The sequence below is a fragment of the Nonomuraea guangzhouensis genome, from assembly GCF_019396345.1.
Taxonomy (GTDB): Bacteria; Actinomycetota; Actinomycetes; order Streptosporangiales; family Streptosporangiaceae; genus Nonomuraea; species Nonomuraea guangzhouensis.
Window position 1 is genome coordinate 109899 of the sequence record NZ_JAHKRM010000041.1, and the last position, 6660, is coordinate 116558.

6 protein-coding genes are annotated in these 6660 nt (G+C 70.9%); all 6 read left to right on the forward strand.

Annotation, left to right across the window (positions count from 1 at the left end; genetic code table 11):
* Window positions 1-19: 19 nt before the first annotated feature.
* The 6 genes from KME78_RS54250 (at window position 20) to KME78_RS54275 (ending at window position 6619) form a co-directional block, all read left to right on the forward strand.
* A complete protein-coding gene (locus tag KME78_RS54250) occupies window positions 20-772 on the forward strand; it encodes a FadR/GntR family transcriptional regulator (protein ID WP_219537890.1) in 753 nt (250 codons plus the stop codon).
* Window positions 773-794: 22 nt separating this feature from the next.
* The gene (locus tag KME78_RS54255; protein WP_308127490.1) at window positions 795-1766 is read left to right on the forward strand and encodes an adenylate/guanylate cyclase domain-containing protein; all 972 of its coding nucleotides are present in this window, start codon (window positions 795-797) and stop codon (window positions 1764-1766) included.
* A gap of 52 nt (window positions 1767-1818) precedes the next feature.
* Complete coding sequence (locus tag KME78_RS54260) at window positions 1819-2301, forward strand: SigE family RNA polymerase sigma factor (protein WP_219537892.1); 483 nt, start codon at window positions 1819-1821, stop codon at window positions 2299-2301.
* Complete coding sequence (locus KME78_RS54265; RefSeq protein ID WP_219537893.1) at window positions 2298-3317, forward strand: hypothetical protein; 1020 nt, start codon at window positions 2298-2300, stop codon at window positions 3315-3317. Before KME78_RS54260 ends, KME78_RS54265 begins: the two co-directional genes overlap by 4 nt.
* Window positions 3318-3345: 28 nt before the next feature.
* Window positions 3346-4323, forward strand: coding sequence for an LLM class flavin-dependent oxidoreductase (locus KME78_RS54270; protein ID WP_308127491.1), 978 nt, complete (start codon window positions 3346-3348; stop codon window positions 4321-4323).
* Between the two features lie 160 nt (window positions 4324-4483).
* Window positions 4484-6619 (forward strand): choice-of-anchor J domain-containing protein, encoded by a 2136-nt coding sequence (locus KME78_RS54275; protein WP_219537895.1) that lies wholly within the window; start codon window positions 4484-4486, stop codon window positions 6617-6619.
* The last annotated feature ends 41 nt before the right edge of the window (window positions 6620-6660 follow it).

Sequence of the window (6660 nt, forward strand, 5' to 3'; positions counted from 1 at the left end):
CTCAGGTCAAGGGGGCTTCATGAGTGGTCCACGGTTCGAGCCGGTGCGTACCGTACGTGCCTACGAGCGCATCGTGGAGCAGGTCGAGGAGGCCATCGAGAGCGGCGCGCTGTGTCCCGGCGAGCGGTTGCCGAGCGAGCGTGACCTCATGGTCCAGTTCTCGGTGAGCCGCTCGACCGTCCGTGAGGCGCTGCGGGTGCTGCAGGCCCGCGGCCTGGTCAGGTCGCGGCCCGGCGACCCGCACGGCGCCGAGGTGCAGCCCTTCTCCCCCGCCGCACTGCACAAGTCGATGACCACGCTGGCCCGGGTGGACGAGCTGTCGCTCGGGGAGCTGGTGCAGTTCCGCATGGTGCTCGACGCCTCGGCCAACCTGCTGGCGGCCCGGCTGCGTACCGACGAGCAGCTCGCGGAGATGGACGCCGCCATCGCGGGCATGCGCGCGGCCGTGGAGGTGGGCTACGACGCGTTCAGCGCCGCCGACATCGCCTTCCACGACGCGGTGGCGCGGGCCAGCCGCAACAAGCTCATCCAGATCTGCACGGACGTGGTCCGCTCGATCGTCCTCGGCCTGGTCTCCGGCAAGATCGCCGCCGCCGCCGACCGGGAGGCGCTGATGCGGCAGAGCATCGCGCATCACGAGGAGGTGCTGGCCGCCGTCCGCGCCGGCGACGGCCCGCTGGCCGCCCGGCTGTCCCGGCAGACGATGTACGACTATTACCTGGGATATGTCCCGGTAGATGAGCGGCCCGCGCTGCGCGCACTGCTGGAGTAGCCGGGAGTGTTATGTTGCGGTCGTGGCGCGCGAGGACCCGGACGGGCTGACGGAGGCGTTCCTCCGCGAGCCCCGTCGCTACACCAGCCACCAGGTCGCCGACATGGCCGGCGTCCCCGTTTACCGTGCCCGCAGGTTCTGGCGCGCGCTGGGTTTCGCGAACGTCGCCGACGACGCCCTCGAGTTCACCGACTCCGACGTGGAGGCCCTGCGGACGCTGCTCGGCATGGTGAGCGACGGCGTCTACGACGAGGAGCACGTGCTCCTGATGGCCAGATCCCTGGGCAGGGCGACGGCCCGGCTCGCCGAGTCGCAGGCCGAGCTGGGCGCCGAGGCGCTCGACCAGGCGGGCGTGCCGCTGAGCGAGCGGCCCAGGGCGTGGCGCAGGCGGGCGGATCGGGTGCTGCCCGACCTGGCCCGGCTGCTGGTCTACGCGTGGCGCCGCCAGCTGGCGGCCTCCGCCCACCGGCTGGTCGAGCAGGAGACGAGCGCGGCCCGGCTGGCGGTGGGGTTCGCCGACTTGGTCGGGTTCACCCGGCTGAGCAGGCAGATCTCCGAGACGGAGCTGGCCGGGCTGGTCGACAGGTTCGAGGGCCGCTCGGCCGACGTGGTGACCTCGGGCGGCGGGCGGATCGTCAAGACGCTGGGCGACTCGGTGCTGTTCGTCTCGGGCAAGGCGCACGAGACGGCGGAGATCGGCCTGCGCCTGATCGAGAGCCACGCCAAGGACAAGGGCATGCCGCAGTTGCGCGTGGGCCTGGCCGTGGGGCCGGTGCTCGGCCGGATGGGCGACGTGTTCGGCACCCCCGTCAACCTGGCCAGCAGGCTGACCGCGCTGGCCCATCCGGGCACGATCCTGGCCGGCCCCGAGATGGCCGAGGAGCTGGAGGGCGACCGGGCCTTCGAGCTGCGACCGGTCGACCGGCTGTCCGTACGGGGGCTGGGCGAGCTGGTCCCCTTCACGCTCATCCGCCACACCGACCGGGCAACCTGACTCCGCACTGGATGCGTCACTGTCGTCGACAGGCGACAACAGGAGGCGGTACGTGGCGGACCGGGGGATATATCAGGACTTCGTGGTCACTCGGTCGGATCGGCTGTTACGCACGGCGTACCTGCTGACCCGCAATTGGGCGACCGCGGAGGACCTGCTGCAGGAGTCGCTGGCCAAGGCGTGGTTCGCCTGGCCCGGCGTGGAGGAGCCCGAGGCGTACGTGCGCCGGGTCCTGGTGACCACCTACACCTCGTGGTGGCGCAGGAGGTGGCGCCGCGAGCTGCCGAGCGACGACCTGCCCGACACTCCGACCAGCGACCCGGTCTCCGACGAGCGCGACGCGCTCTGGCGAGCCCTCGGCCGGCTGCCGGCCAGGCAGCGGGCGGTGGTCGTGCTGCGCTTCTACGAGGACCTGCCGGTGACGGAGGTGGCCCGGCTGCTGGGCTGCGAGCCCGGCACGGTCAAGAGCCAGAGCGCCAAGGCGCTGGCCAAGCTGCGCGTGGACGAGTCGATCGTGAAGGAGATGCACCGATGACCCTGCCCGACCTGCGGGACGTCCTGCGCGAGTACGGCAACAGCCCCTCACCCGCCAACCCGGCCCGGGCCGAGCAGGTGCGGGCCCGCATCCGCCGGATCCGCCTGCGCAGGCGCGCGCTGGGCGGCGGCGGGGTGGTCGCGGTGGCGGCGGCCGTCGCGCTGGGTTTCTCTCTTCTCCCCGGTACGGCGGAGCCGCTGGTCAATACCGAAGACGAGTCCACCGCTGTCGCCGCCCAGCTCGCGGACCTCCTGCCGGAGCGCTTCACCGCGGCGGACGGCGCGAAGTACCGGCGGATCGCCACCACGTCGATCAAGAGGACGGGGCCGACCAAGGTCTCGGTGACGGTCCCGTTCTCCGGCAAGCCGCTCGACGCCGGAGCGGTCTGCGCAGGGCCGGACAACAGCGCGCCCAGAACGTCGATCTCCGCCTACGGGCCCGCGGCGGCCCCCTTCGGCCCGTGCTCGAGGCGCATGCAGCTGCGGCCGCTCCAGGTGCCGGCCGCCGCGGGCGGCACGGAGCTCAAGGTCACGTTCGACACGACCGCGACCGGCTCGGGTTGTGTGGTGCGGAACGGCAAGTGCGTGCCGCAGAAGGAGACCCGCGGCGTCTGGGCACTGGCCGTGTACGAATGGACACCGCCCGCGCGGCCGGTCAAGCCGCCAAAACTCAAAGCCCTGCCGGACCACGTGGGGAAGGCGCGGCTCGCGGAGACGAAGACCGGCGCCTGGCCGCAGGACACCTCCGCCACCTTCAAGGTGCGAGGCAAGGTCGGCTTCGACACCTTGTGCACCGGCGAACTGGCCGGGGACCTGTGGTTCAGCTTCGAGGTGGACGGCCACATGGAGCCCAGCGGGGGCGCCTGCGGCGTATGGAAGGGTGGCGCCTTCCCCTCGGCGGTGAACGAGTTCTCCTATCCCACGGACCGGACGACCACCGTCAAGGTCAAGTGGACGCTGAGGGGCGGCGGCACCAACCGCCCGGTCCGCTGGTCGGTCGGCCTCTACCGGAAGTAGTCACGCCCCGGTGCTGTTGCCGACATATGTGACGAAGCTTTCGATCCTCGACCGCTCCCTTGTCCGCGAGGGGCACGACCCGGCGACGGCGCTGCGCGACACCATCAGGTTCGCCAGGCAGGCGGAGGAGCTCGGCTACCACCGGTTCTGGGTGTCGGAGCACCACAGCGTGCCGGGGGTGGCCGGCTCGGCGCCGACCGTGCTGGCCGCCGCCGTCGCCTCGGCCACCGACCGGATCCGGGTGGGCACCGGCGGCGTGATGCTGCCCAACCACCGGCCGCTGGTGGTGGCCGAGCAGTTCGGCGTGCTGGAGTCGCTGAACCCGGGCCGCGTCGACATGGGGCTCGGCCGCTCGGTGGGCTTCACCGGCGGCATCAGGAAGGCACTGGGGCACGGCAAGGAGGACGCCGACGAGTTCGGCGGGCAACTGGCGGAGCTGCTCGGCTACTTCACCGGGGACCAGCGGGGGCATCCCGGTGTGCACGCGCTGCCCGCCGAGGGGCTGCGGCCGCAGGTGTTCGTGCTGGCCATGGGCTCGGGGGCGGACATCGCCGCCGAGCACGGGCTGCCCATGGTGATCGGGGGCGGCGGGGCCCGGCTGCGGGAGGCGATCTCGCGGTATCGCACCGGGTTCCGTCCGTCGGCCTGGGCGGCGCGGCCGTACGTCGTCCTGGCGGCGAACGTCGCGGTCGGCGAGACGGCCCGCGAGGCGGCGCTGCTGCAGGTGCCGGAGGCGTGGGCGACCGCGCGATCGCGGACGAGCGGCGCCTTCCCGCCCCTATCCCCGGCCGAGCGGGTGCTGGCGACGGAGATGACCGAGCGGGAGCGGGCGCTGTTCGAGGAGTCGCGCAAGGGGCAGGTCCACGGCACCGGGCAGGAGGTGGAGATCGAACTCGGGGCGCTGATCGAGCTCACCGGCGCCGACGAGGTCCTGGTGACCATGAACAGCTACGACCTGGATCAGCGGCTCGATTCCTACCGGCGGCTCGCTCGGACAGCCGTCTGAGCACGAATTCATTGATGCTTTGTTGGCAACTGACTTACTTGCGCGCCGGTCCCTTGATCGGATAGTCACGTTTTGTCACCCTCACTGACCACGCTTAGGGGGCTCCATGGCGCGCAACCGATTCATCGGAATCGCGGCCGCTATTCTCGCATTACCCCTTTTGTCGGCTATCCCGGCGCACGCCGATCCCAAGGCTCCGCCGTCAAGCGACATCCGGGAACTTTCCCGCAAGGACTTCACCCTCGACGGCAAACCCGTCAAGGTGCCCGCCAAGTACGAGGCCAAGGCGCAGGCCAGGGCGAAGGCCGCGGCCGACACGCCGCCGGTCGGCACCGTCCGGCAGTGGCTGGGCCTGGACGACTTCAACGGCAGGCTCTATCGCAAGGACTACACGCTGCGCGGCGTGGGCAACAACATCGAGGTCTGGGTCGCCAACGACCTGTCCTTCCCCGCCGGTGACTGCCGGGCGCAGATCCCGACGTCCACGCAGGTCACCGACGCGCAGGTGGCGGACCTGGTCACCCAGTTCGACACGAACATGTACCCGAAGGAGACCGCCGCCTTCAGCACGCCGCCGGACCGCGACGGCACCAACGCCGTCCTCGGCCCTGACGCCAACGGCAACGGCGGCGTCTACACCGGCGGCGGCAACAAGACCGTCACCCTGGTCGACAACGTCAGGGACGACAACTACTACAGCTTCCCGGCCGCTCCGACGTACATCGCGGGCTTCTTCTCCGCCCAGTTCAACGAGCTGCTCGACCGCAACGTCATGACGATCGACGCGTTCGACTGGGCGCACCGCACCGGCGCGAACCCGCCCGACGAGCCGACCGCCGACCTGTGCACCTCGCGCCCGGCCCGGCCGCGCCAGTACGAGGGCACGTTCGCGCACGAGTGGCAGCACCTGGCGCACTACTACACCGACCCGCTCGAGACCACCTGGATGAACGAGGGCCTGTCGGACCTCGCGATGAAGCTGGTCGGCTACTCCAACCCCGCGGCCACCGTGTCCGAACGCGGGACCGACAGCCACATCTACTGCTTCCAGGGCTTCGGCATCGTCCAGACGCCGTACAACACCAACCCGCGCGACTGCGGCGGCCCGGAGAACTCGCTCAACATCTGGGGCGAGGGCGCCAACGCCAACGGCGTGCTGGCCGACTACGGCAACGCGTACTCGTTCATGCTGTTCCTGTACGACAGGTACGGCACGGCGTTCATGTCCGGCCTGCACCGTGACGGCGCGCTGCAGGGCCTGGCCAGCTTGAAGGCGGCGCTGGCGGCCAAGGGCGTCACGAACATGTACCAGGTGATCCACGACTTCCAGACCTCCACCCTGGTCGACCGGATCGTCGGCGGGACCAAGGGCGTCATGCTGGGCGTGCCGAAGAAGCGGGTCACGGCCGCCAGCCTGAACGCGACCGTCAACCTGGCGAACCCGGCCACCTACAAGACCGCCGGTGCCGCCCCCAACGGCGCCGACTACGTGCCGCTGCAGAAGGCGGACGGCACGTTCCTGCGCGGGGTGGACCTGCGCTCGCTGTCGTTCGAGGGCGCCAAGACGCTGCCCGCGCTCCCGCTGGCCTGGACCGTCGTCTCCGACGACCCGGACCGCGCGGGCAACCCGGTGCTGTTCTCCGGCAACGACAGCAACACCAACGCCGCCGCCGTCACCAAGGTGACCGTCCCGGCCGCCGACCCGACGCTGCGCTTCCTCGCCAAGTACGGCGCGGAGCAGGGCTTCGACTACGGCTACGTGATCGTCTCCACGGACGGCGGCAAGACCTACACCTCGATCGCCGGTGACAAGACGGTCGCGGGCCCGCTCGGCCCCGCGGTCAACGGCACCACGACCGGCTTCGAGCCGCACAGCTACAGCCTGTCGGCCTACGCCGGCAAGGAGATCCTCCTCGGCTTCCGCTACGTCAGCGACGCGGGGGTCAACGAGGGCGGCTGGAAGATCGACGACATCACGGTCGGCGCCACCGCGGTCAGCGACGGCTCGTCGCTCGACCCGTTCGACTCGCCGACCGAGGTCTTCCCGACCCCGGTCGAGAACTGGAACGTCCGGCTGATCGGCCTCGACGAGAAGCACTCGGTGGCGCTGCAGCTGGAGTCCAACGGCAAGACCAGCGTCAGCCTCAACCGGCTGCAGCTGGCCACCATGCTGCCGTTCCAGACGGTGGTCGCGGTGGTGGCCTACGACGAGTCGACGGAGCAGGTCGGCCAGTACGCGCCGTACACGCTCAAGGTCAACGGCGTCACCCAGCCGGGAGGTCGCCCGCAGACCTGACAGGTGGTGATCTGAGGGCGGCCGCCGCACCCGCGGCGGGC